At 44.3% G+C, this 26,234-nt stretch carries 24 protein-coding genes and 17 tRNA genes; 22 read left to right on the top strand and 19 right to left on the bottom strand.

The window, feature by feature from the left end:
• Positions 1-254 precede the first annotated feature (254 nt).
• The 16 genes from N5E84_RS02245 (at position 255) to N5E84_RS02170 (ending at position 2,222) form a co-directional block, all read left to right on the top strand.
• Positions 255-331 (top strand) — tRNA-Met (locus N5E84_RS02245).
• 40 nt (positions 332-371) lie between these two features.
• Positions 372-456 (top strand) — tRNA-Leu (locus tag N5E84_RS02240).
• 25 nt (positions 457-481) lie between these two features.
• Positions 482-556: transfer RNA gene (locus tag N5E84_RS02235), tRNA-Gln, on the top strand.
• Between the two features lie 81 nt (positions 557-637).
• A tRNA-Leu gene (locus N5E84_RS02230) sits at positions 638-722 on the top strand.
• Positions 723-747: 25 nt separating this feature from the next.
• A tRNA-Gln gene (locus tag N5E84_RS02225) sits at positions 748-822 on the top strand.
• A gap of 78 nt (positions 823-900) precedes the next feature.
• A tRNA-Met gene (locus N5E84_RS02220) sits at positions 901-977 on the top strand.
• Between the two features lie 45 nt (positions 978-1,022).
• Positions 1,023-1,107 (top strand) — tRNA-Leu (locus N5E84_RS02215).
• Between the two features lie 19 nt (positions 1,108-1,126).
• Positions 1,127-1,211: transfer RNA gene (locus tag N5E84_RS02210), tRNA-Leu, on the top strand.
• 24 nt (positions 1,212-1,235) lie between these two features.
• A tRNA-Gln gene (locus tag N5E84_RS02205) sits at positions 1,236-1,310 on the top strand.
• 63 nt (positions 1,311-1,373) lie between these two features.
• Positions 1,374-1,458, top strand: a tRNA-Leu gene (locus tag N5E84_RS02200).
• 25 nt (positions 1,459-1,483) lie between these two features.
• Positions 1,484-1,558, top strand: a tRNA-Gln gene (locus tag N5E84_RS02195).
• A gap of 81 nt (positions 1,559-1,639) precedes the next feature.
• Positions 1,640-1,724, top strand: a tRNA-Leu gene (locus N5E84_RS02190).
• A 25-nt stretch (positions 1,725-1,749) separates the two neighbouring features.
• Positions 1,750-1,824: transfer RNA gene (locus tag N5E84_RS02185), tRNA-Gln, on the top strand.
• An 80-nt stretch (positions 1,825-1,904) separates the two neighbouring features.
• A tRNA-Leu gene (locus N5E84_RS02180) sits at positions 1,905-1,989 on the top strand.
• Positions 1,990-2,008: 19 nt separating this feature from the next.
• A tRNA-Met gene (locus N5E84_RS02175) sits at positions 2,009-2,085 on the top strand.
• Positions 2,086-2,137: 52 nt separating this feature from the next.
• Positions 2,138-2,222, top strand: a tRNA-Leu gene (locus N5E84_RS02170).
• Positions 2,223-2,394: 172 nt separating this feature from the next.
• On the opposite strand, the gene N5E84_RS02165 is transcribed toward N5E84_RS02170, so the two are convergent.
• The 15 genes from N5E84_RS02165 to N5E84_RS02095 form a co-directional block, all read right to left on the bottom strand.
• Positions 2,395-3,528: a flagellin gene (locus tag N5E84_RS02165; protein ID WP_026029038.1), complete on the bottom strand. Its 1,134-nt coding sequence runs from the start codon at positions 3,526-3,528 to the stop codon at positions 2,395-2,397.
• 506 nt (positions 3,529-4,034) lie between these two features.
• Entirely contained in the window at positions 4,035-5,174 is a 1,140-nt protein-coding gene (locus tag N5E84_RS02160) for a flagellin (RefSeq protein WP_017045944.1), read from the bottom strand.
• Between the two features lie 396 nt (positions 5,175-5,570).
• On the bottom strand, positions 5,571-6,764 hold the full coding sequence (gene flgL / locus N5E84_RS02155; RefSeq protein WP_019281751.1) for a flagellar hook-associated protein FlgL: 1,194 nt from the start codon (positions 6,762-6,764) through the stop codon (positions 5,571-5,573).
• A gap of 10 nt (positions 6,765-6,774) precedes the next feature.
• Positions 6,775-8,649 (bottom strand): flagellar hook-associated protein FlgK, encoded by a 1,875-nt coding sequence (flgK, locus tag N5E84_RS02150; RefSeq protein ID WP_019281752.1) that lies wholly within the window; start codon positions 8,647-8,649, stop codon positions 6,775-6,777.
• Positions 8,650-8,791: 142 nt separating this feature from the next.
• Positions 8,792-9,715, bottom strand: a complete 924-nt coding sequence (flgJ, locus tag N5E84_RS02145; RefSeq protein ID WP_013856257.1) for a flagellar assembly peptidoglycan hydrolase FlgJ — start codon at positions 9,713-9,715, stop codon at positions 8,792-8,794.
• Positions 9,716-9,724: 9 nt separating this feature from the next.
• The gene (locus tag N5E84_RS02140; RefSeq protein ID WP_019281753.1) at positions 9,725-10,816 is read right to left on the bottom strand and encodes a flagellar basal body P-ring protein FlgI; all 1,092 of its coding nucleotides are present in this window, start codon (positions 10,814-10,816) and stop codon (positions 9,725-9,727) included.
• A gap of 47 nt (positions 10,817-10,863) precedes the next feature.
• Entirely contained in the window at positions 10,864-11,643 is a 780-nt protein-coding gene (gene flgH / locus N5E84_RS02135; protein WP_017045947.1) for a flagellar basal body L-ring protein FlgH, read from the bottom strand.
• 23 nt (positions 11,644-11,666) lie between these two features.
• Complete coding sequence (gene flgG / locus N5E84_RS02130; protein ID WP_010319379.1) at positions 11,667-12,455, bottom strand: flagellar basal-body rod protein FlgG; 789 nt, start codon at positions 12,453-12,455, stop codon at positions 11,667-11,669.
• A gap of 21 nt (positions 12,456-12,476) precedes the next feature.
• Positions 12,477-13,226, bottom strand: a complete 750-nt coding sequence (flgF, locus tag N5E84_RS02125) for a flagellar basal-body rod protein FlgF (RefSeq protein ID WP_026027903.1) — start codon at positions 13,224-13,226, stop codon at positions 12,477-12,479.
• 198 nt (positions 13,227-13,424) lie between these two features.
• Complete coding sequence (flgE, locus tag N5E84_RS02120) at positions 13,425-14,729, bottom strand: flagellar hook protein FlgE (protein ID WP_026027395.1); 1,305 nt, start codon at positions 14,727-14,729, stop codon at positions 13,425-13,427.
• 43 nt (positions 14,730-14,772) lie between these two features.
• On the bottom strand, positions 14,773-15,480 hold the full coding sequence (gene flgD, locus N5E84_RS02115; protein ID WP_013856252.1) for a flagellar hook assembly protein FlgD: 708 nt from the start codon (positions 15,478-15,480) through the stop codon (positions 14,773-14,775).
• 16 nt (positions 15,481-15,496) lie between these two features.
• Complete coding sequence (flgC, locus tag N5E84_RS02110; RefSeq protein ID WP_010319383.1) at positions 15,497-15,913, bottom strand: flagellar basal body rod protein FlgC; 417 nt, start codon at positions 15,911-15,913, stop codon at positions 15,497-15,499.
• 4 nt (positions 15,914-15,917) lie between these two features.
• Complete coding sequence (gene flgB, locus N5E84_RS02105; protein WP_013856251.1) at positions 15,918-16,313, bottom strand: flagellar basal body rod protein FlgB; 396 nt, start codon at positions 16,311-16,313, stop codon at positions 15,918-15,920.
• Between the two features lie 265 nt (positions 16,314-16,578).
• Positions 16,579-17,406 (bottom strand): protein-glutamate O-methyltransferase, encoded by an 828-nt coding sequence (locus N5E84_RS02100; RefSeq protein WP_013856250.1) that lies wholly within the window; start codon positions 17,404-17,406, stop codon positions 16,579-16,581.
• A gap of 10 nt (positions 17,407-17,416) precedes the next feature.
• Positions 17,417-18,343 (bottom strand): chemotaxis protein CheV, encoded by a 927-nt coding sequence (locus tag N5E84_RS02095; protein ID WP_013856249.1) that lies wholly within the window; start codon positions 18,341-18,343, stop codon positions 17,417-17,419.
• Positions 18,344-18,420: 77 nt separating this feature from the next.
• Between N5E84_RS02095 and flgA the strand changes: the two genes are divergently transcribed.
• The 3 genes from flgA (at position 18,421) to N5E84_RS02080 (ending at position 20,073) form a co-directional block, all read left to right on the top strand.
• Positions 18,421-19,167: a flagellar basal body P-ring formation chaperone FlgA gene (flgA, locus tag N5E84_RS02090; protein ID WP_069212143.1), complete on the top strand. Its 747-nt coding sequence runs from the start codon at positions 18,421-18,423 to the stop codon at positions 19,165-19,167.
• 128 nt (positions 19,168-19,295) lie between these two features.
• The gene (flgM, locus tag N5E84_RS02085) at positions 19,296-19,616 is read left to right on the top strand and encodes a flagellar biosynthesis anti-sigma factor FlgM (protein WP_013856247.1); all 321 of its coding nucleotides are present in this window, start codon (positions 19,296-19,298) and stop codon (positions 19,614-19,616) included.
• A 31-nt stretch (positions 19,617-19,647) separates the two neighbouring features.
• On the top strand, positions 19,648-20,073 hold the full coding sequence (locus tag N5E84_RS02080; RefSeq protein ID WP_013856246.1) for a flagella synthesis protein FlgN: 426 nt from the start codon (positions 19,648-19,650) through the stop codon (positions 20,071-20,073).
• A gap of 98 nt (positions 20,074-20,171) precedes the next feature.
• Here N5E84_RS02080 and flgP read toward each other — a convergent pair whose 3' ends face one another.
• Both flgP and N5E84_RS02070 read right to left on the bottom strand, forming a co-directional pair.
• Complete coding sequence (gene flgP, locus N5E84_RS02075) at positions 20,172-20,603, bottom strand: flagellar assembly lipoprotein FlgP (RefSeq protein WP_017043110.1); 432 nt, start codon at positions 20,601-20,603, stop codon at positions 20,172-20,174.
• A gap of 9 nt (positions 20,604-20,612) precedes the next feature.
• Complete coding sequence (locus tag N5E84_RS02070; RefSeq protein ID WP_013856244.1) at positions 20,613-21,248, bottom strand: FlgO family outer membrane protein; 636 nt, start codon at positions 21,246-21,248, stop codon at positions 20,613-20,615.
• Positions 21,249-21,409: 161 nt separating this feature from the next.
• Here N5E84_RS02070 and N5E84_RS02065 point away from each other — a divergent pair, with 161 nt between their 5' ends.
• From N5E84_RS02065 to N5E84_RS02055, 3 genes are all read left to right on the top strand, one after another.
• A complete protein-coding gene (locus tag N5E84_RS02065; protein WP_019281754.1) occupies positions 21,410-22,543 on the top strand; it encodes a flagellar assembly protein FlgT in 1,134 nt (377 codons plus the stop codon).
• Between the two features lie 54 nt (positions 22,544-22,597).
• A tRNA-Arg gene (locus tag N5E84_RS02060) sits at positions 22,598-22,674 on the top strand.
• 166 nt (positions 22,675-22,840) lie between these two features.
• Positions 22,841-23,347 carry a Fe3+-citrate ABC transporter substrate-binding protein gene (locus tag N5E84_RS02055; protein ID WP_026027396.1) on the top strand — a complete coding sequence of 169 codons (507 nt, stop codon included), beginning with the start codon at positions 22,841-22,843 and terminating at the stop codon, positions 23,345-23,347.
• Positions 23,348-23,451: 104 nt separating this feature from the next.
• Here N5E84_RS02055 and N5E84_RS02050 read toward each other — a convergent pair whose 3' ends face one another.
• Both N5E84_RS02050 and gltX read right to left on the bottom strand, forming a co-directional pair.
• A complete protein-coding gene (locus N5E84_RS02050; RefSeq protein WP_026029039.1) occupies positions 23,452-24,438 on the bottom strand; it encodes an OmpA family protein in 987 nt (328 codons plus the stop codon).
• A gap of 260 nt (positions 24,439-24,698) precedes the next feature.
• A complete protein-coding gene (gltX, locus tag N5E84_RS02045) occupies positions 24,699-26,126 on the bottom strand; it encodes a glutamate--tRNA ligase (protein ID WP_013856240.1) in 1,428 nt (475 codons plus the stop codon).
• Between the last annotated feature and the right edge of the window lie 108 nt (positions 26,127-26,234).

The following is a 26,234-nucleotide window of genomic DNA, read 5'->3' as shown; positions in this document are numbered from 1 at the left end:
CATTAAAGCCGACAGATTCTGTTGGCTTTTTTGTTTTTTTCTCAAAATCAACCTTAGCGACAAGCAAGGAAAAATCAATAAGCTTAATGATTTATTAACCGTTTTTGATCACAAACACGTCTCTTTGTTCAAAAAAAGTTCGAACGGTTGGTTTCAAAGAATTTATTCAAAAAAACTATTGACGCTCTAGAGCCATATCCGCATAATTCGCTCCGTTCTCGACATTAAGGCAAACTTAAAGAGAGAATAAAAATGGCTACGTAGCTCAGTTGGTTAGAGCACATCACTCATAATGATGGGGTCACAGGTTCGAATCCCGTCGTAGCCACCATTTCCTAAGTGTTTTTCTTATAAAAATATTTAGGAAAGTTGCGGAAATGGCGAAATTGGTAGACGCACCAGATTTAGGTTCTGGCGCCGCAAGGTGTGAGAGTTCAAGTCTCTCTTTCCGCACCATTATTTAGATGAGCAATCATCTTGTAGGGCTATCGCCAAGCGGTAAGGCAGCGGCTTTTGATGCCGCCATCCCCTGGTTCGAATCCAGGTAGCCCTGCCAATATTGAGATGACTAGCGAATAAACTGGTCATAACAACGATTTAATGAATACCAATATTCACTGAATCTACAGGTTAAGTTGCGGAAGTGGCGAAATTGGTAGACGCACCAGATTTAGGTTCTGGCGCCGCAAGGTGTGAGAGTTCAAGTCTCTCCTTCCGCACCATTATTTAGATGAGCAATCATCTTGTAGGGCTATCGCCAAGCGGTAAGGCAGCGGCTTTTGATGCCGCCATCCCCTGGTTCGAATCCAGGTAGCCCTGCCATTATTCAAATGGGTCAGTGTTTAAAAAACCATTGGCACATGAGTGTGGATTGTATTATATTGTCTCGCTCAAAAAGATGGCTACGTAGCTCAGCTGGTTAGAGCACATCACTCATAATGATGGGGTCACAGGTTCAAATCCCGTCGTAGCCACCATAATTTAGTTGTTAGCGAAAGTTGGCAACACATAGATATCGAGCTGCGGAAGTGGCGAAATTGGTAGACGCACCAGATTTAGGTTCTGGCGCCGTAAGGTGTGAGAGTTCAAGTCTCTCCTTCCGCACCATCTCGATAACTAAAAATTTGCGGAAATGGCGAAATTGGTAGACGCACCAGATTTAGGTTCTGGCGCCGTAAGGTGTGAGAGTTCAAGTCTCTCTTTCCGCACCACATTTAGATGAGCAATCATCCTGTAGGGCTATCGCCAAGCGGTAAGGCAGCGGCTTTTGATGCCGCCATTCCCTGGTTCGAATCCAGGTAGCCCTGCCATTATTGACACGATAAGCCAAGCGCTTGTTGTGAAAAAGATTCGTTGAATCGAAAAATTAAATTGCGGAAGTGGCGAAATTGGTAGACGCACCAGATTTAGGTTCTGGCGCCGTAAGGTGTGAGAGTTCAAGTCTCTCCTTCCGCACCATTATTTAGATGAGCAATCATCTCGTAGGGCTATCGCCAAGCGGTAAGGCAGCGGCTTTTGATGCCGCCATTCCCTGGTTCGAATCCAGGTAGCCCTGCCATATTTCATATGGTTAGCGATAAGCTACCCATAACAACGATAAATTGAGTAACCAATCCTCATTTTATCTACAGCATAAGTTGCGGAAGTGGCGAAATTGGTAGACGCACCAGATTTAGGTTCTGGCGCCGTAAGGTGTGAGAGTTCAAGTCTCTCCTTCCGCACCATTATTTAGATGAGCAATCATCTTGTAGGGCTATCGCCAAGCGGTAAGGCAGCGGCTTTTGATGCCGCCATCCCCTGGTTCGAATCCAGGTAGCCCTGCCATTATTTGTAGGATTAGCGATAAGCTGACCGTAAAAAGATAAGCTGAATCAATAACATTCGGTTTATTTAAAGAATACGCTGCGGAAATGGCGAAATTGGTAGACGCACCAGATTTAGGTTCTGGCGCCGCAAGGTGTGAGAGTTCAAGTCTCTCTTTCCGCACCATGATTTAAGATTGTTAAATGGCTACGTAGCTCAGTTGGTTAGAGCACATCACTCATAATGATGGGGTCACAGGTTCGAATCCCGTCGTAGCCACCATTTACAACGATAGTTTGAATAACCAATGTTCAATCTATCTACAGTACAAGTTGCGGAAGTGGCGAAATTGGTAGACGCACCAGATTTAGGTTCTGGCGCCGCAAGGTGTGAGAGTTCAAGTCTCTCCTTCCGCACCATCAATTCAAACCCAGCTTAGGCTGGGTTTTGTTTTATTAGCCTCATAACAATATATCCTTTCCTCCCGTTTTAACTGTTGATTCATTTTTCAGATCCATTCTTTGATCACGTGAAAAGTGAGGCATAAAAAAATCCAGCCGAAGCTGGATTTTTAATTTAAAAGTTAACGACTTAACCAAGCAAACCAAGAGCAGCATTAGGCGCTTGTTTAGCTTGTGCCAACACTGAGCTTGATGCTTGAGAAAGGATCTGCGATTTAGTCAAGGCAGTGGTTTCTTTCGCAAAATCAGTGTCTTTGATTCGGCTCTTAGAAGCATTTACGTTTTCGTTGATGTTATCTAAGTTGTTAATCGCATGGTTGAAACGGTTTTGGAATGCACCCAGTTGAGCACGATGGCTGTCTACAAATTGCAGTGCCGCATCAACAATGGCAACTGATTCTTGCGAACCACCTACAGAGGTGACATCAATGGTATCGACTGTCACATCTTTTGCCGCTTGGAAACTCAGTTCACCCGCTAAGCTGCCACCAAAGGTTGCTACGCCATCAATACGGTTGCTATCAGTAAAGATTTGCAGTTTGCCTTCATCGTCAACAGAAGCTTTTAACATGTCGGTTTGACCATTGATGTAAGTGGCCAACTCTTCGATGTCATCGCCATCTTTTGCACTTAGGTTGATGGTTTGCTCGCCAGTACGTTTGTCAGTCAACGTAATGGTAAGGTCATTAGCACCCGCTTTAACGGTCCAATCTTTATCTTGTCCATTTGCCGCTTGGTAACTCTTACCGCCCATCATTGCGTTGTCGCTGCGCATATTATTTAGGCTTAGCATGACCGCTTCACCGTTATCCGCACCGATTTGGAATGATTTCGTCTCAAAAGTACCATTGAGCAACTTATTACCACCAAACGATGTAGTTTCAGCAATACGGTTGAGTTCGTCATTCAGCGCGGTGATCTCTTCTTGAATCGCTACGCGGTCGGCTTTCGAGTTCGAACCATTTGACGATTGTAGAGATAAGTCACGCATACGTTGCAAAATGTTGGTAGTTTCGTTCATTGCACCTTCAGCTGTCTGCGCAATTGAAATGCCATCATTTGCGTTGCGCACGGCAACATCTAAGCCTCTGCTTTGAACGTTCAAACGGTTAGAGATTTGCAAACCTGCTGCGTCATCTTTTGCGTTATTAATTTTGAAGCCTGATGATAAACGTTCCATTGATAACTGTTGCGCATTGCTAGCACTGTTTAGGTAGCGTTGTGCTGTCATAGCTGAAACGTTAGTGTTTACATTAACCGCCATAGTGGTTCTCCTATTGATTTTCCGACTTAGCGTCATAGACAAACGGTTTCCGACGTCTCGGAAAACCAAGTAGTTCTCTCAAAGTACTATTATTAGCGACTGCGGTTAGGAATCCTTTAACGGGAAAACGACGATTTCGTAAAAAATAACCAATATCGATTAAAAGTGGGATAAACGCTGCAAAACTGGCTGAAATACAAAAATAGCATTAAAGATTTGACGTGATTGGTCGGCTTCACGGGCGATTGAGGAGCATTGATGAGAGCAAGAAGTTATAGATAAAGAAAAGCCCCTTTTCCTTTGAGAGAACCGGGGCTAGTTGGTAGCCAGAGCCAATGTGGAGATCAGAGAAATGAACACATTACCGACTGACCGGGGCGCATGATTATCTATGACTATAAAGCAGGGTACATCTTGAGAGAGCTTTATATTCGGCCATAATCATACTTTGCCAAGGATTCCTTCACCTAACCCACGTCTGAGCTGTTGGATGAAGGGTCCTAACATTACTGCAATAGTGACATTGCAGAATTTGGCAACTGTTTTGCTTGAGCGAGAATCGAGGTACCCGCTTGTTGCAGAATCTGTGCTTTCGTCATTTGCGTGGTTTCTTTCGCAAAATCTGTATCTTTAATTCGACTGTTGGATGCTTCAACATTCTCTTGGATATTGGCCAAGTTGTTGATGCTATGGCTTAAACGGTTTTGCTTCGCACCGAGCTCTGCCCGTTGTGAATCCACATATCTCAACGCAGCATCCAGAACGCCCACTGCATTTTGAGAACCACCAACTGAGGTGATATCAATATCTTGAACCGTCGTCTTAACGCCCGGTCCGCCGTTTAGGCCAAGTTCGGTTGCCAAACCACCAGAGATGGCAAGGTCACCTTGTAAATTCGGTTCTGCGGCAAAAATTTGCAGTTTACCGTCTTGATCAACCGATGCTTTAAGCTTGTCGGTTTGACCATTAATGTAAGTCGCTAGCTCTTCAATATCATCGCCATCTTTGGCTAACACATCGAGAGTAACAAGCTCACCTGCCTGGGTGGTGAATTCAAATTTCAAATCACGTGCGCCCGCTGGCACTCCCCAATCCTTGTCCTTTCCTTGCTCTGCAAGGAACGATTGGCCGCCCATACGGAAGTCATCAGCACGTATGCTGGTAAGCCCCATAATGATCGCCTCACCTGAGCTCGCACCAATCTGGAATGATGCTTCACCAAACGAACCGTTGAGCAGTTTACGTCCACCGAATGAGGTCGTTTCTGCAATACGGTTTAACTCATCTTGCAATGCGGTCGACTCTTCATCCAAAGCTTGTCGCTCTGACGCCGAGTTGGTGCCGTTTGCTGATTGAAGAGCAAGATCACGCATACGTTGCAAGATACTGGTCGACTCATTCATTGCCCCTTCCGCGGTCTGAGCAATCGAAATACCGTCGTTGGCATTACGCATTGCCACATCTAGGCCACGAGACTGAGCGGTTAAGCGGTTTGAAATTTGTAAGCCTGCCGCATCATCTTTAGCGCTGTTGATTTTATTACCTGATGATAAACGTTCCATCGAGGTATTTAATTCACCCGTCGCTTTATTAAGGTAACGCTGAGCAGTCATTGCTGAGACGTTAGTATTTACTGTAATGGTCATAGTTTGCTCTCCTAGTGAGTTCGCAAGCTTTTTGCGAAGCGGCCAGCTTTACTCTCATTTGGAAGCACTGACCGTGAACTTGCTAAATCCGCTATTTGCCGATTTAAAAACTTGTTGTATCAACTCTGATATAGACAATTCAATTAGTATGCCAACTTTTAAAACATCTGATATTAAAATTAATATTCTTTGTTTTTTTAATCACTTAGAAGAAATTCATTCATTCTATCTTTGTGAGTGAGCATCCAGTTTTTTCTCGTTAGCAACAGAGTTGCCACTTTCGTTTGCCGCTCTATTGCCTCTTTATCTCTCGATAATAGATGAGCAATTTCCAGGCCAATTTTTCAACACATTCCACTCTTCGCGCATATGGCTTAGCACATAAGGCATTGAAGATTAGATATAGTTGAAAAGGGTCAAATCTTTCGTTTTACCAAAAGCCAGTTGTGAAGCCTGCAACGCACGTGAATTCTCATTAAATTCAATCACCGCTTCCGCGTAATCAAGATCTTCAAAGTTACTTTTTGATTTCGCTAAACTGATTTTGAAATCTTCATGCTGTTCTTGTTGAATATCTAAAGTGCTCAAGCGTGCACCGACATCAGTACGCACTTTATTGAGATGAATAAAGGCGGCATGAAACTCTTCCGTAATTTGGTGCAGTTTCGCTGTCGTCGACGCATCCGATACGGAGCCTTGCGAGAGCTCAATCGCGTCTTTATAGCTATCAAATAAGGTAAAAGTTGAACGCGGCTCTAGGCTTAACACATCACCTTTCGAGATTTGCCCTTTTACGTGCACCGTCAGATCTTGATATCGAATGCCTTTTTGTGGATCAAACTCATCGGCCTGTACCACGCTGCCATCTTTCTCTAATTGGTAACCATATTTGCCGTTAGCCATATCAACAAACGTCACGGTATAGCGTGATGTATCATTCGAGTCTAAATTGGTTGCGCGCTCGAGCAGTAACTCTGAACCTTCGTTTAATTGATAGTTTGGTTCGTAGTTACCAAACGGGTTATCAATCTCCATAAACACTTTATTACCCTGATTATTGAACGGGATCTCTAAGCTGTTGGAGATACGCATTTTGCGCTGATAATCATCGCCGGAATAAGTCACGTTACTGGCATTATCTCTAAAGAAAGGCTGATTCTTCGGCTTGGTGCCGGCAAACATGTAGTTACCGGACTCATCTTGCGTATTTGCTAGTTCAATTAAGTTGTTGAACATCTCTTGCAGCTCACGCGCTTTCGCTTCTCTATCTTCTGGAGAGAATGAACCGTTAATCATTTCCATAACAGTACGCTTTGCCTCATCGGTCGAGCTTTCCGCATTGGCAATGATTACTTCTTGATGCTCTAAGCGGTTTCGAACCAGCACGATTGCATCAAGATATTGGCGTAATTGCTCTTCTTGCTGCCCTACTTTTTGGATGTAATGAGTGGCTAATGGGCTATCACTGGCCGAAAGCAACTTCTTACCTGACGCTAGCTGCGCTTGGTTATGATGGATCTTTGATTCTTGACGGCGCATATCGTTTTGCACCGATTGATAGTTATGGAAGCTCGATATTCTGGTTAACATTTATCGCCTCCTATCTCAGCTGCAAAATCGTGTTGAAAGTATCATTAGCCACCTGCATGATGCGTGAGGAAGCCATATAAGCTTGTTGGAACTTCATCATGTTCGCGGCTTCCTCATCAAGGTTGACTCCGGAAATGGACGCAATGCGCTCCTGCGCTGACTCTTTTTCAAGCCTGGCCACGTCACTTAAGCGTGACGCGGTGGCCAGCTGCAAACCAAAATCAGTATTGAGATCGTGATAAACCCCGAGCACGGTCGTTTCACCGTCGTTGAGTTTTTTCTCTGTTTGAATGTGCTGCATCTTACGCAAATTGCCGTTGTCACCTTCTGAGGGGACAAGGTTTGCCGTAAATTTATCATTGGGTAGCGCGCCAGCCGTCAATTCAAACGTTGTACCAAGCACAGTAATCGAATTCGATGGTGGGTAGGCCTGTGGTTCTAGCAGCACGTTACCTTTGGTATCCGTGACCGCAAATTGATCGCCCGTTGGTGAGATCACCACTTCAAATTCACGCAACCCACCTGCCGATAAAATATTAAATTTTGCCTGCCCTTGGGCAAAAGTGGTGGAGGCTTCATAACTTTGTGCGGCAATGGCTGTCGGATCGTTGGTCGCCATTTTCATAATAGCGGCACCATTACGCGTTGGACGCAGCAATATGCGCTCCCCGGCTTGAGGGGCGTTGCGAATCTCAACTCGCATTCCATCTAAAAATAAACTGCTGCCAACGACCGGAACGTTAACCCGCTCGCCCGTTGGCTTTAATACGGTATAATTGCTGCCGTTGTACTGTAGGGAGTATTCACCACTTTTCAACGCTGAAGTATCTTCGATATAGACCGCCATATCGGCTTTTGAATTGCCAGCGATGATCGCTCGCGAGCGGGCATTGACTTCAGAGTTCACATCCGTAAACAACGCTCTTCCCACATTGCCACGTAAGTCCAAGCCTTGTGATTGCAACTTGTTAACTTCATAAGAGAAAGATGTTGCCATGCGGCCAAGTTCATCCATTAGGTAAGGAATGTGCTTATCTCGCATCGTAAACAGAGCACTTAACTTACCGCCAATATCCTCAGTGGTAATGGTCTTGATCCCTTTGCCTTCAATCATGGCCAAGCGGCGCTGACTCACATCAGGATAACCATCAACCATCTTCATTTGGCTGGCTTCTGTACCTGAGACGAGCGTGTGCCCACTCCCGATATGGATGTTAAACCCTTCAGCATTTTTACGTGGCGTCACGGTGACCTTGGTGTATTCAGACAGCTCAGCCACCAATTTTTCATGCTGGTCCATTAAGTCATTGTGAGGACCAGGAGTGCGCATCATTAAGCGCTGTAAATCTCGCAGCTCAAGCGCCAATTGGTTAATACGCTCAACGGCAACATCTAGCCCTTTGTTGGTCGCATCAGATTGGCGGCGAATGTTCTCGTGAAAATCATTCATGTTTTGAGTGATCAGATCCGCTTTCTCAAGTACAACTTTACGCGCACCTATATCATTCGGGCTGTCGGCGAGGGTTTTAATCGCATCAAACCATTCGTTTAAGTTTTCAGGGATTTTTTTCGAGGCCACTGACGACAATAACTTTGAGAGCATGTCTAAATTTTCTTCGTCGTCACGCTTAAAGGAAAAACTGGTGGTAGATAGGTTTAATTCATTAACGGCAAATTGATCCCATGAGCGGCGAACTTTTTCCACATGTACGCCCATACCGTAGGTTTCACCACCGTATTGGCGAGGCGTATTGGTCCCTTGGATCACAGACTGACGGCTGTAACCTTCTGTATTAACATTAGAAATGTTATGACCTGTGGTGCTGAGTTGTCTCTGAGCGGTAAGTACACTTTGGGTACCTAGATTCAGAAGATCCGACGCCATACTGCCCCCGAAAACCTAATCAAATCAGTGGTTACTGAATATCTAAGTTAGTAATTGCAATATGTATGCCAAAGGAGTTTTAAAGAGGAGGTTAGACAAAATAAAGGAAAGATAAAAGCCAGCAAGGCTGGCTTTAGAGGGGTTATTCCATTGCTTCAATTTGAGATTTTACTCTCAGCACTTTTTCAGCATAGTACGGGTCCGTCGCGTAACCAGCAGCGTGCAGGCCACGAATGAAAGACTCATCGCTGCCATTATGGTTCAGCGCCACGGTGTAGCGCGGATTGTCATTGAGAAAACGAACATAGTCATTAAAACTGTCTTGATAATTTCCATAAGAACGGAACGCCGCTTTTTCCATCACGGGTGTATTATCATGATATTCAAGAGTTTGCGTCGCCACTTTCTCACCTAACCAACTTTTATCCGCTTTGATGTTGAATAAGTTATTACTGCTACCACGAGCATTTTGAACAACTTTTTGTCCCCATCCGGTTTCTAATGCCGCTTGAGCAAGTAGCAGTGAAGAGTCAACACCTAATGCCCGCGCTGCTTTTTCAGCATAAGGTTTCATTGAAGCCACAAACGCTTGCGGCGAATCAAATCGACTCGATTCGACCTTGCTAGGTTCGATCGTCTCTTGCGTTGAGAGGCGGCGGTTGTTACTGCGTTCTATACGGCGCATGGCTTCTTGGAAACCATCTTGCGTCGGGTCGGTTATTGCTGGATCGTTTTTCGAGGTGCCGTTAGCCTGACTGAGCTGCGCCACAATCATATCGGCAAGCCCTAAAGAACCGGAGGCACTGAGCTCGCTCGACATTTGTTCATCAAGCATTTGTCGATAGAAATCTTCGTTTTGGCTGTTGAACATCTCAGATTTAAAATCGGCATTGGCGTCGCGCATCGATTTGAACAACATTGAGGTAAAAATCGCTTCAAACTGTTTGGCTGCGGCCTTGAGCGCCGCTGACTCGCCTTCTTTATCGCCGGTTTTCGCTTGCTGACGTAGCTTATCTAAGCTAGCAATATCATGAATAAAGCCAATATCATTGGGATTATTAATCATCTTCCTCTCCTAGATAATGATCAGTTGGCCTTCAATCGCGCCTGCTTGTTTCAATGCTTGCAGAATCGCCATCAAATCTGAAGGGGCTGCGCCCACTTCGTTGACCGCGCGCACTAAATCATCCAAGGTCAAACCCGGTTCAAATTTAAACATTTTACCTTGTGCTTCAGACACTTCTATTTGGCTATTAGGCACCACAGCTGTCTGACCACCCGCTAACGCATTGGGCTGACTGACATTCAAATTCTCTTTAATGGCAACAGTCATACCACCGTGCGTCACCGCAGCAGGTTTTAAGCGCACATGCTGGCCGACAACAATGGTGCCAGTTCGAGAATTAACGATGATTTTGGCTGAGCCATCCGCTGGATCAAACTCAACATTTTCGATTGCAGAAAGAAACGCGACGCGCTGCCCAACATCTCGTGGTGCACGGATACGTACTGACGTTGCATCAACCGCGGTCGCCATCTCTGGGCCTAGGAAGTTATTCACTGCATCTGCCATACGTTGCGCCGTGGTGAAGTCAGATTCAAGCAAATTGAAGATAATAAAATCGCCACGGCTAAAAGGTGTTGGCACTTCGCGTTCCACCATAGCGCCGCCTGAAATCAGGCCAACCGTTGGGTTATTGCCGACAATTTTAGAACCATCAGCACCGGTGGCACTAAAACCACTGACCACTAAATTACCTTGGGCCACGGCGTAAATTTGACCATCCAACCCCTTAAGGAAGGTTTGCATTAGAGTGCCGCCACGTAAACTTTTAGCAGAGCCAATCGAAGAAACGGTGACATCGACACTTTGACCTTGCTTGGAAAACGCCGGCAATTCGGCCGTGACAATCACGGCGGCAACGTTCTTTGTTTTCGGTTTAGTGCCCGGCGGCAATTGAATGCCGAAATTTTGCAACATGGCGTTAAAACTTTGGTCGGTAAACGGTGTCGATTCGCCCGTTCCCGGTAGCCCAGTGACTAGACCATAACCCACTAATTGGTTACTCCGCACGCCCGCAACTTGAGAGACATCTTTGATACGGGCCGCTTGTGCATGGGTTGCGATGAGCAACAGACTTAAAACAAGCAGGGTGAATTTTTTCATGGTCTAGTACCTTAATTTCTACGTTTCTTTACGCCAGAACTCCGGCGTTACAGAGAGACATTAAAGAATCGTGCCAAGAATCCAGGTTCTTGCATATCTTGATTGGTGCCTGTGCCTGAATATTGGATGCGTGCATTAGAAATACGAGTAGAAGCAATGGTGTTGTCAAAGTCGATATCATCGGGACGAATGGTACCGCTTAAGCGAATGTATTCATCGCCAGTGTTCAGTGTGAGCCATTTTTCACCACGGATGACTAAGTTGCCGTTGGCGAGCACTTCAATCACTTCAACCGTGATCGAACCAGAAATACTGTTACTTTGGTTGGCTGCAGAACTGCCATTGAACTTGTTGTCATTTTTCAACGCATAAGAGAAATTGTAATCACCCACAGTGAGATCTTTACCGCCGACAGCGAGTGGGTCCATAGACGCATCATTGGATTTGGATAGATCCGCATCAGCACTCTTGGCCGCTTTAGTACTTTCATCAAGATTGACGGTAATAATATCGCCAATGCCACGCGGTTTTGAATCATCATAAAGACTGTTCATTTGTGCCAAATTAAACAGTGAACCGGTTTCCGCGGCATAATGTTCCGGTTTCTGTTTTGGGTGGATAGGGGCCCAAGCAGGATCACCGGCTACGGGATCGGAACGCTTACGCATTGAGTCCAGTAAACCAGAACCTTCTTCTGCAGACTTATCCCCTTCAACCGCGTCCACCACAGTTGTACCTTGAACCACTTCAGGAGTATCGACCGGTGGCGGCATTAACGAGCAACCAGACAAAGCAGTAACCAATACAAGACTCAATAGACGTTTCATCGCAGCATTCTCTTAGTTAATGATTAGAGTTGTTGGTTCACAAAACTCATCATCTTATCGACTGCTGAGATGACTTTTGAGTTCATTTCGTAAACGCGTTGCGCTTCAATCATGTTGACCAACTCTTCTGTGACGTTCACGTTAGAGGTTTCAAGCATGGATTGACGAACATCACCGAGGCCGTCAAGCCCTGGCACCCCTTCTTGTGGATCACCACTAGCACCGGTCGGTAGATACAAGTTTTGACCAATCGGCTCTAGACCGCCTGGGTTGATAAAATCAACCGTGGTAATTTGTCCAACCACTTGGTTATTTTGCTGGCCACGAAGCCTAACTGACACTTCACCATCATTACCGACAGTAATAGAGATTGCATCAGGTGGAATAACAATTTCCGGCTCTAAATTATATCCAGCACCGGAAGTCACAATTGCCCCTTCGTCGTTGAGGGTAAATTGACCATTTCGGCTATAAGCGATATTGCCATCTGGCATCAGGATTTGGAAAAAGCCGTCACCTTCAATCATCATATCGAGGCTATTGGTCGTGGTTTGTACGTTGCCGTGGGTATGCACTTTTTGTGTTGCCACGACTTTAGAACCCGCACCAAGCATCAAACCGCTTGGCAGTTTGGTATTTTGCGAAGATTGACCGCCCGGTTGATTAATATTTTGATAAAACAGATCTTCAAATACCGCACGACCCTTTTTAAAACCAATAGTAGAGGCGTTCGCTAGGTTGTTTGAGATAGTGGCAATATTGGTTTGTTGGGCATCAAGCCCGGTTTTACTTACCCATAATGCAGGTTGCATAGTAATCTCCTTTAACGCTTATCAGCTCATACGAAGCAATGAATCGGATGATTTGTCCATCTCTTCTGCGGTGCTCATCATTTTGACTTGCATTTCAAATTGACGTTGTAGCTCAATCAAGCTAGTCATCTCACCCACCGCATTGACATTACTGCCTTCCAGCGCACCTTTTAATAGCTTTACGCTAGCATCTGCTTCGAATGCTGCATTAGGATCTTTAGCACGAAATAAACCATTCGTATCTTTGTATAGGGATTGATTATTGGGTCGAACCAGTTTAATTCGGCCTACCACTTCCATCGCATCGGCTGGAGCGCCTTGCGGACGAACGGAAATAGTACCGTCATTACCGATTTCTACTTTACTCAATGGAATAGGTAGAGTGATTGGCGCACCCGTTCCATCTAGCACTAGATGGCCGCTGCCATTTATGAGCATGCCATTTTGGTCAATGCTTAGGTTGCCACTGCGGGTTAACCCCTCTTTGCCGGTTTTATCCATCATGGAAATCCAACCGTCACCTTGAATGGTGATATCGAGATCGCGCCCTGTGGTAATGACACTGCCTTGCGCAAAATTATGTCCAGGACGTTCTGTCATGCTAAACACGCGGCTCGGTAACCCTTCGCCATAAGCTTGCATTGAGCGAGCTTGCGCCAAATCAGCACGGAACCCCGTGGTACTGACGTTTGCTAAATTGTTCGCTCTTAATTGCATGGCTTGCATGTTTTGCTTTGCGCCACTCATGGCGAGAAACAGTGCGCGATCCATAATCTGCTCCAATAATCATCGTTCGATCATTAAAAGCAATTGACGTGCCAACTTATATTTAAATTAAAAATCAATAGGTTAAATGTAATTGCAAAAAAAATAGGGAGGATATAACGAAGATTGCCGCGAACAGATGGCAACAATACCAAGCTAACATTGCCGCTAACTTGGTATTGCCATTGGATGACGTTAAAAGAATTAACGGATCTGCAGTATGTTTTGTTGTAGCTGGTTGTGAACTTCAAGCGCACGCGAGTTCGCTTGGAAGTTGCGCTGAGCAGAGATAAGATCCACCAGCTCTTGAGTCATATCAATGTTGGATTGTTCAATAACACCATTGCTGATGGTACCAAATGAGCCTTTGTTTGATTCACCCCAAATTTTATCACCTGAGAATTGAGTCGAATCCCACTGCGTACCGCCTTTTTTATCTAAGCCCTGTTCATTGGCTACGCGGACAAGCCCCACACGTCCTAGAATGGTATTTTGACCATTTGAGTAAGTGGCTAGCACACTGCCATTTTCATCGAAATCGATCTTCGTCAAAAAGCCCGTGGTTGCACCATCTTGTACAAATTTAGTCAACTCAAATGGAGCGGCAAATTGCGTAGCCGAATCGAGACTGAACGACAATGTTTGGTTGGCATCAGCACCGTTGAGTTCAACTGGGTTTGCCCCCAAACCTAAAGGCTCGGTTACAATTTGCTGACCATTATTCATGCTGGCTAGCGTACCATCATTATTAAACTTCATGGTATGCCCAATATGACCTGTCGGCGTAGTAGCATCACCACCAACTACATTGATTGGTTTCTCACCAGTTTTATCCGTCACGGTGTAATAGGTTTGCCATGTGTTAGCTTGCGTCTGATCTTTGAGGTAATAGGATGTCAACTTATAAGGCTGACCCATCGAATCGTAGATCGTAGATGAGGTGGTACGGTTGTACGTCTCAGGATCAGTAATATCAAACAAGGTTGGGTCTTTTAACTTGCCATTAGCTGGCAAGTTCGCGCCAAGTTCAACATTGGCTGTCTGTTTAGGTTTACCAAACTGAGCAGGAATATTGATAGGTTTGGGCTCATACGAAAGAACATCACCAGTATCAGGGTTAACATCATAGCCAAGCAAAAACTCGTCATTTGACGTTACCATGTAATCATTTTTATCGAGGTGGAAAGCACCATTTCTGGTCAACTCATTTTGTTGAGGCGTCAGCTTATCTTTCGCAACCGCAAAGAACCCCGTTCCCGCAACGCGCAAGTCCATCGGGTTATTAGTATAAATACTGGAACCTTCGTGGAATTGTTGTGCCACTTTGTTCGCCTGAACACCTTGACCAGGAGTGGTTTTGGAGTTGGTAAACAATGAGGTTGAGTAAACATCACCAAACTCAGCACGCGACTCTTTAAAACCAAAGGTATTCGCGTTAGCAATGTTGTTACTTGTGGTGTTCAGATCTAACTGAGCTGCGGATAAACCGCTTAATGATATATACGACATTCCAAAATCTCCTATCTAGCTAGCATATCTACTCTATAAAGAGTTACGCTTTGCCAACTTCTAGTACTTCAGCAAGTTTAACTGGCGATGTAAATCCAGCCAGATTGAGCAGTACGTTACCATCACCTTTACCCAGCAGAACGCTATTGACGTTTGCGTAAGTCGATACCGCAAACTCCTTGCTTTCTCCATCGAGCAAACCCGAAGCTTTCACTTGGTATTTGCCGCCCGGCAATGGATTACCGTTTTGATCGTTACCGTCCCATTCAACGCGATTATCACCGGCTGATTTAGCCCCGACATCAAAGGTACGAACCAATTGTCCAGCTTCATTCTCTATTCGGACAAACAAGTTCTCTAAACTTTGAGGAAGTTTGACCATCGCAGCCATCCCAGCACCCTCTTTTTTGATCCCTGCTGCTCCCGGAACTAACACATCACGGCCAACCAGTGATGAAGCCTGTAGAGCTTGGTTGGATGTCATCGACGAGTTGAGACTCTCAAACTGAGTGTTCATTTTGCCGATACCATCAACTGTGGCAAATGACGCCATTTGGGCAATCATCTGGTCATTACTGACCGGTTTAAAAGGATCTTGCTGAGCCAGTTGTTTGGTGAGTAACGATAGGAAGTCTTCTTGTTTAAGATCTTGCTTCCCCGTTGTCTCTTCTGTTTTCTTTTGGTCTTGAAGACTTTTCAGCTGGTCAATATAAGACAAGCCGCTTTGACCAATGTTATTTATTCCGGCCATACGCTACCTCCTTATCCTATTGACCCATCTGCAGCGTGCGCAGCAGCATTTGTTTACTTGCATCAGCCACCTGCACGTTCGTTTGATACGAACGAGAAGCCGAAATCATGTTAGCCATCTCTTCCATCACATTGACATTAGGCTTGTAAATATAGCCTTCATCGTTGGCAAGTGGGTGATCTGGGTTATATTCTGCGTTAAGCGGTTTATCGCTTTCAACAATACCTAATACTTTTACAGGTACATTATGATCACGGTTATAACGCGCTTTACTTAACTCTGCACCAAACACCGCGTGACGCGCTTTGTAAGTATCTTTCGCCGAACTACTCACACTATCCGCATTGGCTAAGTTACTTGAGGTCGTATTTAGACGAACAGATTCAGCACTCATTGCAGAACCAGTCACATTGAACACATTAAATAAGCTCATCTACTTATTCCCCTTTGATTGCTTTCGTTAAGTTCTTGAATTTACTTCCTAAGAAGTCCAGTGAGGCTTGGTGTCTGATCTGGTTTTGCATAAACAAGTTACGCTCTAAATCTACGTCCACCGTGTTGCCATCACCCGTATCAGGTTGAGTCGGAATTCGATAGAGACTCTCGCCAGTTACTTTCGTGGAGGCAGATATATGCCGACCATCCGTACGGCTAAGACCAATGCTTGCCCCTGAACTTGCCGCCTGCAATGCTTTTTGAAAGTCCATTCCTTTTGCTTTAAAGCCCGGTGTGTTCGCCTGTGCAATATTGGTGGAAATCACCTCAGCATTGCGCTCACGTACACCAACCGTGTGTTGGTGAATACCTAATGCGTTGTCAAAAGAAATAGCCATGTTTGCCTCTACACTAAAAACTGACTGTTACTACTCATATTAAAAGCAATTAACGTACCAACTTAAAAAACGAACCGTGTTTACAACAATTTTATCTAAATAAGAATCCGTCGAAATGTAAGCAAAATATACGCCGCTTTATCCACTTGTCGCCCACAACTTCAGTAAATCTCACCAATCAAAACGAAATTAGGGGAAAGAAAAAGCCCAGCAAAAGCTGGGCAAGTAACTAAACGTAAGCAAGTAACTCAACGTAAGAATGTGGCTATTTGAGTTTATAAATGATGCCAGGGTTACAACGAACCATTTCAAACTTATCGGTCAATCCTGTCAGTGACTCCGATGCGCCGAGCAATAAGTAGCCACCGGGGTTTAAGCTACTAGCCATTTGATTTAATACTTTCGACTTCATATCAGGTGAGAAATAAATCAAAACGTTACGACAGAAAATAATATCGAATTTACCCAATAAGGCATAGCTCTCCATTAAGTTCTGAGGACGGAAGTTAACTAAACGCTTAACGTTATCTTTGATTTTCATTCGGCCATCACCAGCATCCTCAAAAAAGATTTTGCGACGCTCCGGTGATAACCCTCTGCCAAGTGCTAAATTGTCATAAATCCCCGCTTTACACATATCCAGCATGCTGGCAGAAATATCCGTCGCGGTGATGGCTACGCTCGGCAACATACCCGGCTTGCGCTGTTGAGTTTCCAGCACCGTCATCGCCATTGAGTAAGGCTCTTGACCTGAAGAGCTTGCCGCTGACCAAATTTTTATAGGGCGTTTATTTGCAGCGACCTCGGGTAATAGACGTTCCGCTAAAACGGTGAATGGGTAAGCATCACGGAACCACAGTGTTTCGTTGGTGGTCATGGCATCGACCGCTGCAACTCGTAGCTCACGGTTTCGCCCCGTAACCACATCACGTAACAAGTCAGAAAGAGAGGTTAACTTGAATTTAGCAACCAGTGGACTTAAGCGACTTCTCACTAAGTACTGTTTGCTATCTCCAAGTACAATCCCGCACTGAGATTCCAAAAAACGGCTGAAATCGCGATATTCTTGATCGCTTATAGTTATAGCAGTCATTAATTTCTCTTTAGTTAACTAGTGCAGCTTTCACCGCATTCCCAAGCTCATCAGGGTTGAATTTAGCAATGAATGAGTTTGCACCCACTCGCTCAACCATGGCTTGGTTAAAAACGCCGCTCAGTGAAGAGTGAAGAATAACGTATAGATCTTTCAAATCTGAATTTCTACGTATCTCTGCTGTTAATGTATAGCCGTCCATTTCAGGCATTTCAATATCAGAGATCACTAAAGATATTTGATTGTAAATTGGCCCTTCTGCTGCCATCTCGATCAATTTTTCATACGCCTCTTTACCATCTTTAACAGCAACGACTTCAAAACCTATCGATTCTACTGCTCTTTGAACCTGTTTACGCGCAACGGTTGAGTCATCGGCAATTAAAATTCGACGGATGATCTCTTTTTCTGTTTCTACTTGGGCGATAGATTCACCAATCGATGAATCCATTGTCTCATTAACCGGAGAAATCTCTGCCAAAATTTTCTCTACATCGAGAATTTCTACCAATTCGTTATCAATATTGGTGACTGCGGTTAAGTAGTTATCTTTGCCTGAGCCATCAGGTGGAGGAAGAATGGCTTCCCAGTGCATGTTGACAATTCGATCCACCGAGCTGACCAAGAAAGCTTGGATAGATCGGTTGAATTCAGCAATGACCACAAAACACTTATCAAGGTCCGCGGTGGGACGTCCGCCCACGGCCAAACTCAAATCAATGACAGAAACGGTTTGACCACGAATATGAGCAACACCTTTGACTAGGCGATGTAAATTGGGCATCAAAGTTAACTTAGGGCACTGGAGCACCTCTTTAACTTTAAATACGTTGATACCATAACGTTGCCGTCCCATTAGACGAAACGTTAAGAGTTCTAATCGGTTTTGACCAACGAGTTGCGTACGCTGATTCACAGAATCAAGAATACCCGTCATAAGCTCATCTCCATCTCAAACTTTTATGCAAAAAAGTGGTAGTCTACTACAGGCTATGAAGAAACCAGAGAAACAGAATGATGCATACAAAAATATGTTTACATCTACTTTCCATAACTAAGTGTAGAGCTTTCTATAGAAATTTTTATCTCTCTATCGGCTTTTTATTGTTTTTCTTTAATTTTTCTCTTCATTCTGCCACTTTGCCGCAAGTTGAAGCCATTCAACAAGCTGCGGAACAACATGTTTTAGAAACTATTGAGTGGCCTCCCAGCGGGGAGTTAAACGTAAAAGCGGCAAATGTTGATGACCGAATTTATGCCACCGACTGCCCCACACCGTTATCGACCTCTTCCTCATCCAGTAATGGTTCTGCAAGTAATATCACAGTTCTGGTTGAATGCATTGAAGATAACTGGAAAATTTATGTTCCTGTAAGACTGACCATTTCACTGCCACTTGTCACCGTTGCCGTACCCATTTCTCGTGGGCAGCAAATTACGCAGCAAGATGTCTTGATTACAATGGTAGACTTACACCGCTTTAGACGACAAGGTTTTTCTGATATAAATCGTATCGTCGGAGCTAAAGTGAAAAAAAACATGCGTATTGGCGATGTCGTTGAGCAAGATGATATATGCGTCGTATGTCGTAATGAAAACGTTATGATTCAAGCAGCCAAGCAGGGAATGATCATCACAACCAAAGGAACCGCTTTAAGTGATGGTATTTTTGGTGAGCAGATAAAAGTGAAAAATGATAAATCAAACCGTATAATAGATGCACAAGTAACCGGTATTGGCGAAGTCACGGTTCAATTTTAACGCTTTCATTACACTTCTAAATGTGTTTACGTTGTTAAGAAAGTGAAACAGAAAAAAAAGCTAAAGTAATCACAAGCACCGTCGATATTGACTGTACAGGTTTCCATTATTATTAATAAGGCTCACATATGGCAGGTATTGATAACATACGTTCGGGGCAAACATTAACGACGACAAATCGTAGTAATGCTCGTACTGAATCGAATGCATCTCCATCGACATCCGGCTCGGTCACTCGTTCACCCCAAAATCAAGATGCGGTATCACTTAGTACCCAAGGTAAGGCCATTGGTGAAATGCACAACCAAATGGTATCTCAGCCAAGTTTTGATAGTGCCAAAGTCGCTGCAATTAAAGATGCGATAGCCAATGGCTCATATAGAGTCGACCCAGAAAAGTTGGCTGATAATATGATTAAATTTGAAAAAGAGTTGGGTGGTTTTAACTAGCCCTACTTTTGACTAATTAAGGCAACATACAATGGCTGTATTAAAAGACTTAGTCGATTTCCAATTGAAAAATGCACTAGAACTCTCTTCGCTACTTGAACAAGAAAAGTTAGCAATTACGAGCCGTTCATCAAGTGAAATCGAAGCTATTGCCAAACAAAAGATGACCTTAGTTGGACAACTTCAACAAACTGACCTCCGAATTGCGAAACATCCCCATGTCGTGAGCCTGGCTGAAGATGTACTCCTGTCGCAAATCGTTGATCAGATTCGTTCCATTGTTCACGATTGCCAGCAAGCAAACCTTGTTAATGGTGAAGCGCTACAACGTGCACAACTCAGTTTTAATAAACTCAATAATTTGATGCAGCAAAGCCACGGAAAAATTGGCATGACGTATAACGCTGGTGGGCAAACCCACACTGTGTCCACTTTAGGGACCAATATTAAAGCGTAACCAACATGCAGCTGAGTGACTAAATTTTTTAAGCTGAAACGAATTAAACAGAAAAGCGGCAAACTTTGCCGCTTTTTCGATCTGGAGAGAAGGAAGATTTAGAAGAGTGTTTGTTGACGTTTTTCTGGTACTTGCTGAACTTCGCCGTAGTCACGCAGTTTATCCATCTTACGGATATCGAGACGTAACTCAGTGACATAACTGTCACCCACCTTATAACTGCGGACCACTTCTGCTCCGCGGATAACACCATCAACCGCTCCCGACGTCAGCTCTGTGCCCAATCGCTGATCTTGTAATTCAGCACGACCACTCACTCGCATTCCATAGACTTGCTCTGCCAGTTCGCGATAAGCATCGATTTTAGAGGCACGCATTGCACGGACTTGCTTTTCATCCACACTACGCCCAGTTTGCTCACTGATATTGGCATAACCTACCGCCGTCAACCATTCATCAGCGCGCATGGTTTGCAATGGCTGGCAACCCACCATCATGATAGTCACTAGAAGTAATAGCCATTTTTTCATTGGTTTCTCCTATGGACGCAAGATAACAGTATACGGCTGCTTAATCGTAGGGTCAGAGCGAATTAACACACCATCTTGTGTACGGATACTGTTGAGCGTATCAAGATCACGACCAATACGATCGGCAGGCAAGAAGCCTTGTGCGGTAGCAACCACAACACGAGACTGCATTCCCACAACACGAGCATTGACTAATACACCGCCTTCTTGACGAAGCATTGTCCCTGTCAGTATGTATTGGATTTCTTGCTCTTGAGCAAGGTCTTTCCAGTCACGACTGAAAGCAAAATCACCTTGCTGCGTTACCTGAATCGAGCCTGTGGTTTTGAAATCAACCACTTTAAATCCTCGACGCTGAAACTGATGGATAAATCCTTCAGAAACCGAGTTACCCAACCAGTTAGTCGCGTCCATACTTTGCAGGTCCACAAACGATGTTACAGCAATAGGAGTGCGAGCAGAAACACTAGTATTGGACACCATCAAATCTTCTGTCATGCTTTCAACAAAGAAGTCCAACGTGTGACGTGGGCTCTCCATTAGCATAAACTGTGAACCATTGTATGGCTCTTTACCGTTATAAATCGGGGCGTAGGCACAAGCAGTTAACAAAACTGCTGGCACTATCGAAAGCCATTTTTTCATTCTCTTATCTCCAGATATACTGAGGCAATCTTGATTCCAAACTTCAGATTAAAAAACTTGGAACACTCTTTGCTTTTCAAAACTTGTTACACTTTCAAAACGCACTGCCTACATCAGCTAAGATTTTAAAAGCAAAATTTATACCCAACTGGTAAATAACAATGAAAAAAATTATTTCTGTTTTATTTTCAATATGTTGCACCATTACCTTTTCTCAAGCCGTTAATGCTGCTTGGTATGAAGTGACCGGATCGTCAGCCATTGTTTCCTCAGAGGAAGTCGCTCGCCTCAATGCATTGGAAGATGCCATCTATAAGGCGGTAAACTTTGCCGGGGCAGACATCGGTAGTATCAGTAACTTGCGACCACTGCTGGAATCAGACCGTAAAGAGTACCAGTTTACTAACCATGAAGTACGCTATGTGTTAGTCGAAGAGAATAAAACACGTCGGGGAGTGATGTATGTTAAAGCTCGAATTGATATTTATCCTTCGGCAACAGGTTGCCACGTTAGCCAATATAAGAAAACGTTTTTAGTGGGTAACATTGATCTTGCATCGCCACAACAGGCGGTTATGGGGCAAATTTACAGTGTGGGAGATGATTTTGCACAGGTACTCAACCGCCAACTCGATCAAGAATCTCGCAGTTTTGTGTCGGTTGGCACCACAGATTATGCAATTGAAAAACAACACCCAGGACGCTTAACCATGATTGCAGAGGACACGGGGGCGCAGTACATTTTGGGGGGAACCATCACCGATTTAACTGCCACGATAGAGCAAAAATTACTCGCCGATGATGTGATTAACCGTCAATTTGCTATGCAAATCCAAGTTTTTGATGGCAAAACAGGCCAAGAAGTCATGACTAGACATTATAGAGAAGTCGCTAAATGGCCCTTCGCCAAAACCAGTCAGATAGATACTAGTAGTGCTCGTTTTTGGGCTTCAACCTTTGGCAGCATGATGCTGCGTGTCAGCCGAAATATCATGCTTGATCTTGAATCCGAACTTTCATGTAAAATAACACTCCCCGAAGTGGTTGCTAAATATGGTAACACCATCACGATGGATTTAGGACGTGTGCATGGCGTTAAAAGCGGTGACCAATTGCAGTTGTGGCATACAGGTTCATTCATTGATCAGAAAGGGCTACCACGAAATAAAGTGACTCAAAGTGATATTACCCTTACGGTTACTCGCGTCTATGAAAACGAAGCGGAGCTGAGTGTTGATCAAGAAAATCTCGCCTCCAGCATACAAATTGGCGATGTTATGCACAAACAGCTTTAATTTTCGTTTTAACTAGTTAACTTCACAAAATTATTGAGTAAACTATCCCACCTTGCTCCCGTAGCTCAGTAGGATAGAGCAGCCCCCTCCTAAGGGGCAGGCCACAGGTTCGACTCCTGTCGGGAGCGCCATTTTGATAAAGCCTCAACCCCCAACCGGTGTTGAGGCTTTTTTCTTATGACGAAAAACTGACCTAATATTGATTTGAGCCACTATGATTCATATACAGTGCTTACTGTAAGTTCTATGTCAAATAATCTAGAATTAGTATTAACAGATTTATCGATAGAAAAAATGATGAAAAAGAGCAATCTAATCACGAATACTGGTCACCGCTTTATCTCTAAAGCAAAGACCGCCTATAAAATTCATATCCATACGCCGGATGATACGGTGCTGCACCGTTCTGTCGGCTATATCCGTATTGGTGAGAAAAAAGGGCTTAAAAAGGCGATAAAGCTGCGTAATGAATTAGGTTCAGAGATGTGGGGCAAACATTGGCGTCGTCTGCTCAAAGATCCTTACTTGATGACTCGCCTACCACACAGTTTGGAACCTAAAATCATATACAAACCCAGACCAACGCTCGATAACCCGGAAGCTCGGGATCCTTGTTATATCGCGGCTTGGAGACACTATGATGAAAAAGGTAACTGTATATTTCAAAGCGTCGTTTGTTCGATCAACAAACATGGCAAGCTTGCCGCTTATACCAAAACGAAGAAGGCGCTATTAGAGGCTTATAAAGAAGACTTGGATATTCTTATCTACATGGGCCGATTGAATAGTATTGATTTGAAATAACATGGCGTGATACCGGAGCGGTTAGAGGCTAAAATCCATTGTTTTACAAGAAGAAAGCCCGCGTTTTTCACGGGCTTTCTCTATTTTCTAATACTTAAGCGTTATTATTTCACTTCATAATCAAAGCTTGGAATAACGATATCAACACGACGGTTTTGCTTTCGACCTTCGACTGTATCGTTCGATGCGATTGGGCTATTTTCCCCTTCACCTTTTACGGTAAGACGGTTCGCATCCACACCTTTAGCAATCACAACATCAGCAACAACTTGTGCGCGTTTTTCTGATAGTTTCTGGTTGTAAGCCGCAGCGCCAGTTGAGTCAGTATGACCAATAATTTCAGCATCGGCTTGTGGGTAAGCTTGCAAATATTTCACTAGTTTATCGAGCTGGTTAGTACTCTCTGCTGTTAGCTTAGTGCTGTTATGGGCAAAGCTACTGCTGTCCAAACGTTGAAATGGCACATGCTTAACAACCGTTTCAGGTTCTTGGGGAATAACGACAGGCTCAACCACTGGCTGTGCAACTTCTTCAACAAACACCTCTTGCACGATGACTGGCGCAGGTTCTGCTTTACTTCCACCAAATTTATACGAAACACCTAAGGTAGCCGAGTTACCTGCAGCTCGGACAAGATCGTTATTAATATCGGTGAGGCTTTGATATTCCAAACGTAAAGTGACGTTATTATCGGTGTTGAACTCAATACCAGCGGCACCTAAATATGAGTAATCATCTTTATTGCCATAGTCAACATAAGCACCGCCGACTTTAGCATATAAGGCAATGGCATCAGTCAAAGGAAGGCTGACTTTCGGTGCGAGTGTAATGGCCGTTACTTTTTCATCATTCAGCCCCGCACCACTAAATTTGCCCAAGTAATCGTAACCGGCCTCTAATGAAAGCCAATTAAACGCTTGGTAACCAAGGTAAGCACCGACGGTAGAAGATTCATCTTCACACACATCTCCAGCACGACAAGCGTCATCAAGCCAAGATTTACCAACTTTAGCACCTACATATACTTCAGCCATTGCGGCAGAAGATGCAAAAACAAGCGCCATTGAAACTGCTGCTGCTAACTTTTTCATACTTTTTCCTTTCCTATTTATCGTTATCATAATGCGGTTGCGGTACCCAAAAAACGGTTTACTTTTCGCCTACACACATACCTACATAACTCGGAACCACTATACTGTATGTAAAGAAAGCTTAAATAGCGCATTAGTTTATTCTCTGTCATCGTTTTGTGAAATATTGTCAGTGCTCTACACCAAAGGATTTAACAAAGCCGATATAAAGAAAAACCGCAGCATAAGCTGCGGTTCAAAGCGTTGTTCGTATGATTGACTTATTGAGCGTTCGCTTCACGCTCAGCAATAAAGGCTAATGCCATATTGATACGAGCAATGACACGCTCTTTGCCGATCAGTTGCATAACAGCATCAACCGATGGCGATTGACCACCGCCAGTGACAGCAACGCGCAGCGGCATGCCTATTTTACCCATACCGATTTCAAGCTCTTCACACACTTGAGCGATGACAGCGTGCAGGTTTTCCGTTGTCCAGTCACTCAATGCTTCTAATTTGCTTAAAGCAAGTGCTAGCGGCTCTTTCGCCACACCGCGCAAGTGTTTTTTCGCCGCATCAGCATCAAACTCAGCAAAATCTTCAAAGAAGTAACGAGATTGAGCAGCAAGTTCAACCAAGGTATTGCAGCGTTCACCAACCAGTTTAACGATCTCAGCTAATGCTGGGCCGTTGTCTTTATTGATGCCTTGTTGCTCAAAGTGCCATTCAAGGTGTTTTGCAACATATTCAGGCTCTGATGTTTTGATGTAGTGATTGTTCAGCCACAACAACTTATCAGTATTAAATGCAGATGCCGATTTGCTAATAGCATTTAAACTGAAGAACTGAATCATCTCTTCACGCGAGAAAATTTCTTGGTCGCCATGAGACCAACCTAGACGAACTAAATAGTTATTCAATGCTTCAGGCAGGTAACCTTCATCGCGATACTGCATCACAGAAACAGCGCCATGACGTTTAGATAGCTTCGCGCCGTCGTCACCTAAGATCATTGCGCAGTGCGCAAACACAGGTACAGGAGCACCTAACGCTTCGTAAATGTTGATTTGACGAGGTGTGTTGTTGATGTGATCTTCGCCACGAACGACATGAGTAATCCCCATATCCCAGTCATCCACCACCACACAGAAGTTATAGGTGGGTGAGCCATCGGTACGGCGAATGATCAGATCATCCATCTGGCTGTTGGAGATTTCGATACGGCCGCGGATCTGGTCGTCAAAAATTACGCTGCCTTCTTTAGGATTACGGAAACGGATAACACACGGATCCCCTTCTTTTGCGGCGTCGTTAACCGCTTTGATTTTTGGGTGATCAGCATCGTAGCGCGGCATCTCTTTGTTCGCTTCTTGCTCGGCACGAACTTCATCTAACAGCTCTTTAGAGGCGTAACATTTGTAGGCTTTATCTTCAGCAAGCAGCTTATCGACAACTTCATTATAACGATCAAAATGTTTAGTTTGGAAATATGGGCCTTCATCCCAATTCAAACCTAGCCAAGTCATACCTTCAAGAATCGCGTCTACGGCTTCTTGCGTCGAGCGCTCTAGGTCGGTGTCTTCAATACGCAAAACAAACTCACCACCTTGGCTTTTTGCATAAAGCCAAGAGTAAAGTGCAGTACGCGCACCACCAACGTGAAGATAGCCTGTCGGGCTAGGAGCAAAACGAGTTTTAACCGTCATTTGATTTCCTTAGGGATAAAAAGACAGCGGAGAACATGTCCACTGCAAGTACCAGGATAAAAAGTGGCGACATTTTACCACTGACGGCTAAATCTACAATCCTCGATT

The organism is Vibrio sp. J502, assembly GCF_025397955.1.
In the GTDB taxonomy this organism is placed as follows: domain Bacteria; phylum Pseudomonadota; class Gammaproteobacteria; order Enterobacterales; family Vibrionaceae; genus Vibrio; species Vibrio anguillarum.
This window is presented reverse-complemented; position numbering and strand designations above follow the sequence as displayed.

What these genes read in the sequence shown, in the direction of transcription:
- N5E84_RS02095 (WP_013856249.1), bottom strand. Translation starts at nt 18,343, where the DNA reads ATGACGGGTATTCTTGATTCTGTGAATCAGCGTACGCAACTCGTTGGT.
- flgD (WP_013856252.1), bottom strand. Translation starts at nt 15,480, where the DNA reads ATGGCCGGAATAAATAACATTGGTCAAAGCGGCTTGTCTTATATTGAC.
- flgB (WP_013856251.1), bottom strand. Translation starts at nt 16,313, where the DNA reads ATGGCTATTTCTTTTGACAACGCATTAGGTATTCACCAACACACGGTT.
- flgG (WP_010319379.1), bottom strand. Translation starts at nt 12,455, where the DNA reads ATGCAACCTGCATTATGGGTAAGTAAAACCGGGCTTGATGCCCAACAA.
- N5E84_RS02055 (WP_026027396.1), top strand. Translation starts at nt 22,841, where the DNA reads ATGAAAAAGAGCAATCTAATCACGAATACTGGTCACCGCTTTATCTCT.
- flgA (WP_069212143.1), top strand. Translation starts at nt 18,421, where the DNA reads ATGATGCATACAAAAATATGTTTACATCTACTTTCCATAACTAAGTGT.
- N5E84_RS02160 (WP_017045944.1), bottom strand. Translation starts at nt 5,174, where the DNA reads ATGACCATTACAGTAAATACTAACGTCTCAGCAATGACTGCTCAGCGT.
- flgH (WP_017045947.1), bottom strand. Translation starts at nt 11,643, where the DNA reads ATGAAACGTCTATTGAGTCTTGTATTGGTTACTGCTTTGTCTGGTTGC.
- N5E84_RS02080 (WP_013856246.1), top strand. Translation starts at nt 19,648, where the DNA reads ATGGCTGTATTAAAAGACTTAGTCGATTTCCAATTGAAAAATGCACTA.
- N5E84_RS02140 (WP_019281753.1), bottom strand. Translation starts at nt 10,816, where the DNA reads ATGAAAAAATTCACCCTGCTTGTTTTAAGTCTGTTGCTCATCGCAACC.
- N5E84_RS02165 (WP_026029038.1), bottom strand. Translation starts at nt 3,528, where the DNA reads ATGGCGGTTAATGTAAACACTAACGTTTCAGCTATGACAGCACAACGC.
- flgL (WP_019281751.1), bottom strand. Translation starts at nt 6,764, where the DNA reads ATGTTAACCAGAATATCGAGCTTCCATAACTATCAATCGGTGCAAAAC.
- flgC (WP_010319383.1), bottom strand. Translation starts at nt 15,913, where the DNA reads ATGAGCTTATTTAATGTGTTCAATGTGACTGGTTCTGCAATGAGTGCT.
- flgK (WP_019281752.1), bottom strand. Translation starts at nt 8,649, where the DNA reads ATGGCGTCGGATCTTCTGAATCTAGGTACCCAAAGTGTACTTACCGCT.
- flgE (WP_026027395.1), bottom strand. Translation starts at nt 14,729, where the DNA reads ATGTCGTATATATCATTAAGCGGTTTATCCGCAGCTCAGTTAGATCTG.
- N5E84_RS02100 (WP_013856250.1), bottom strand. Translation starts at nt 17,406, where the DNA reads ATGACTGCTATAACTATAAGCGATCAAGAATATCGCGATTTCAGCCGT.
- N5E84_RS02070 (WP_013856244.1), bottom strand. Translation starts at nt 21,248, where the DNA reads ATGAAAAAATGGCTTTCGATAGTGCCAGCAGTTTTGTTAACTGCTTGT.
- flgJ (WP_013856257.1), bottom strand. Translation starts at nt 9,715, where the DNA reads ATGATTAATAATCCCAATGATATTGGCTTTATTCATGATATTGCTAGC.
- flgF (WP_026027903.1), bottom strand. Translation starts at nt 13,226, where the DNA reads ATGGATCGCGCACTGTTTCTCGCCATGAGTGGCGCAAAGCAAAACATG.
- N5E84_RS02065 (WP_019281754.1), top strand. Translation starts at nt 21,410, where the DNA reads ATGAAAAAAATTATTTCTGTTTTATTTTCAATATGTTGCACCATTACC.
- N5E84_RS02050 (WP_026029039.1), bottom strand. Translation starts at nt 24,438, where the DNA reads ATGAAAAAGTTAGCAGCAGCAGTTTCAATGGCGCTTGTTTTTGCATCT.
- flgP (WP_017043110.1), bottom strand. Translation starts at nt 20,603, where the DNA reads ATGAAAAAATGGCTATTACTTCTAGTGACTATCATGATGGTGGGTTGC.
- flgM (WP_013856247.1), top strand. Translation starts at nt 19,296, where the DNA reads ATGGCAGGTATTGATAACATACGTTCGGGGCAAACATTAACGACGACA.
- gltX (WP_013856240.1), bottom strand. Translation starts at nt 26,126, where the DNA reads ATGACGGTTAAAACTCGTTTTGCTCCTAGCCCGACAGGCTATCTTCAC.